The sequence below is a fragment of the Aeromonas molluscorum 848 genome (assembly GCF_000388115.1).
Classification (GTDB): Bacteria; Pseudomonadota; Gammaproteobacteria; order Enterobacterales; family Aeromonadaceae; genus Aeromonas; species Aeromonas molluscorum.
Genome location: NZ_AQGQ01000258.1, coordinates 1 through 2807 on the forward strand (window position 1 = coordinate 1; position 2807 = coordinate 2807).

The 2807-nt window shown below is 65.6% G+C and carries 4 protein-coding genes; all 4 read right to left on the minus strand.

Going from position 1 to position 2807, the window contains the following annotated elements:
* Positions 1-20: 20 nt before the first annotated feature.
* Positions 21-956: a D-erythronate dehydrogenase gene (gene denD / locus G113_RS19650; protein ID WP_005912157.1), complete on the minus strand. Its 936-nt coding sequence runs from the start codon at positions 954-956 to the stop codon at positions 21-23.
* A gap of 45 nt (positions 957-1001) precedes the next feature.
* Positions 1002-1796, minus strand: a complete 795-nt coding sequence (gene otnI / locus G113_RS19655) for a 2-oxo-tetronate isomerase (RefSeq protein ID WP_005912158.1) — start codon at positions 1794-1796, stop codon at positions 1002-1004.
* Positions 1793-2425, minus strand: coding sequence for a 3-oxo-tetronate 4-phosphate decarboxylase (gene otnC / locus G113_RS19660; RefSeq protein ID WP_005912160.1), 633 nt, complete (start codon positions 2423-2425; stop codon positions 1793-1795). The genes otnI and otnC overlap by 4 nt, the downstream gene beginning before the upstream one ends.
* Positions 2422-2807: nucleotide-binding domain containing protein (locus G113_RS19665; RefSeq protein ID WP_330216952.1), on the minus strand; the 386-nt coding region annotated here is incomplete at its 5' end. The genes G113_RS19665 and otnC, both read right to left, overlap by 4 nt.

The window sequence follows — 2807 nt, forward strand, 5'->3', positions numbered from 1 at the left end:
ATGTATGCCTCCCTGCCATGTCATGGGTGATAAAGCTGTTCGATGATGTCGGCGAACGTCCTGTCCGGCCCACGAAGCCAAGCTCGCTGGCGCGGGCATTGTCGATGCGGCCAGGCCAGCTCGCGACGATGCGCTCTATGGCCGGGATCCGGCGTCATGGTGACTCTGTCCAGTGCCGCCTGCCCCCCCACCCTGTGGAGGGCGGCCAGCATCTCGTCGACCGTGACGCTGATGCCGGGCAGGTTGATGCTGCGCCAATTCTTGGGAGCATTCAGGGTGGCGGCGGTGAGGAAGTTTGCCACAACAGTGGCCGGGCTCGACAACCAGAGCCGCAGGGCGGGGGAGACCGGACACTGGGTCCCCTCTCCTTGCAACGGCTCGCGGATGATGGCGCTCACGAACGACGAGGCTGCGCGGTTCGGCTTGCCGGGGCGCACGCAGATGGTGGGCAGACGCAGCACCAGGCCATCCACATAGCCTTTGCGGCTGTAGTCGTTGACCAAGAGCTCCCCCATCGCCTTCTGGGCACCGTAGGAGCTGGTGGGCGTGAGGGCCGTGCCGTCGCCCACTTGCTCGGGCAGGGCGCCGCCGTAGACCGCCAGGGAGCTGGTGAACACGAAGCGGATGCCGGGTTTGGCGTGGCGGCACGCCTCCAGCAGGGTGCGGGTGGTGTCCAGGTTGACACGCCAACCCAGATCGAAATCCTGCTCGGCGTGGCTGCTGACGATGGCGGCCAGGTGATAGACGATCCCTGTCTCCTTGGTGATCAGGGTCTCGGCCACCCCGGGGGCGGTCAGATCCCCTTGCAGGCAGCGAACCCTGGGGTCGGGCAGCGGGCTCATCGGCATCTGTATGTCCACCAGCAGCAGTTCGCTGAAGGGGAGGGGTCCTTGCAACAGGGCTCGGGCCAGACGCTGGCCAAGAAAGCCGCCGCCGCCCGTGATGATGATCTGCATCTTGTTATCCTCAGACTCGTTCGTGTGTAGGTCGTTCTTGTTGTGTTATCGGGATGTGGATTGCCATTGGCGCAGCCAGCCAAGACCTGCCCGGGTACCAGCATTGGGGTGGTATTCGCAGCCGATCCAGTCCCGGTAACCTGCCGCCTGCAGCGCCGCCAGCAGGTGGGGATAGTGGATCTCCCCCCGATCCGGTTCGTGGCGATCCGGGACAGAGGCTATCTGGACATGGCCGATGGCCGTGCCGAGCTTGCCGATGAGCCGGGTCAGGTCCCCGTCCATGATCTGGGCGTGGTAGAGATCGAGCTGCACCGCAACATTGGGCCTGTCTATCTCTTCCACCAATGCCAGGGCATCGAGCTGGTGGGCCAGGAAGTAACCGGGGACATCCCGGCTGTTGAGGGGTTCGAGCAGCACCTTGATGTCGTCCGCTGCCAGGTAGTCGGCGGCGTGGCGAATGTTCTCTATCAGGGTCTGGCGATGGGCGGCCAGGGAGTGAGCCGGGTCAATCAGGCCGCTCATGGCATGTACCTTCTTGCAGCCGAGCGCCAGGGCGTAGTCACGTACCCTGGGCAGCTGGGCGCGAAACTCCGCTTCCCGGCCCGGGATGGCGGCCATGCCGCGCTCTCCGGCCGCCCAGTTCCCGGCGGGCATGTTGAACAGTGCCTGGGTGAGGCCATGCTCGCTCAACTGGCGGGCCAGCTCGGTGGCGGGCCACTCGTAGGGGAAGAGGCACTCCACGGCCTCAAAGCCTTCGGCGCGGGCTGCCGCGAAGCGCTCGATAAAAGGCAGTTCGGTGAACAGCAGGGTCAGGTTGGCGGCAAACAGGCTGTGACTCATGGCTTCAGACTCCTCAATTCGGCTACTTCGGGCTCGCTCAGGTAACGGATGGACTGGCCTTGCAGCAGCAGGGCGAGGCGGGCCGTCTCTTCCAGCTCTTCCATGTTGTTGACCGCCTCCACCAGGTTCTTGCCCATCACCACGGGGCCGTGGTTGGCGAGCAGGAAGGCGCCGGCATCTTGGGCGCGGTGCCCCAGTTCCTGGGCGATGCGTTCATCCCCCGGCTTGTAATAAGGGATGAGCGGCAGGCTGCCGACCCGCATCACGTAATAAGGGGTGAAGGGGCGGATCACGTTGGCCGGATCCAGCCCATCCAGACAGGAGAGGGCGGTCAGGTGGGTGCAGTGCAGGTGCACCACCGCCAGGCACTGGGGATTGTTGCGATAGAGCGCCAAGTGGAACGCCACCTCTTTGGAGGGACGATCCCCTGCCAGATGCTCGCCGTCCATGCTCACTTTCGAGAGGCTCTCTGGGGTGAGCCTGCCCAGGCAAGAGCCGGTCGGAGTGGCGATGAGGGTGCCATCGGGCAGCCGGGCCGAGAGATTGCCTGCCCCGCCGGTGGCATAGCCCCGCTCGAACAGAGAGGCTCCCAGCATCACCATGGTTTCACGTAAGGCCTGTTCACTCATTGCCATGCCTCCTGGGCCGTAGAGAAGAAGTGTTCGTCACCGAAGTTGCCGGACTTGAGCGCCAGGGAGAGAGGGCTGCCGATGGCCCGCACCCAGGGCACTCCGGGCGCTATCTGCGGGCCAATGTGGAACGCCGAGAGCCCCAGGGCCTGAGTGACCCGACTCGAGGTCTCGCCGCCGGCGATGATGAGGTTGCTGACCCCGGCAGCCACCAGCAGGCGGGCCACGGCGGCAAAGCAGGTTTCCACCGCGTCGCTGGCGGCCTGAGCCCCGTACTGGCGCTGGATCTCGCTCAGGGGTCTCGGGCGTGGTGGTGGCATAGAGCAGGGGCGCCGGGCCCTCCCCCGTGGCTCAGCAGCCAGTCGGCAAGTCGGGCCGGGTA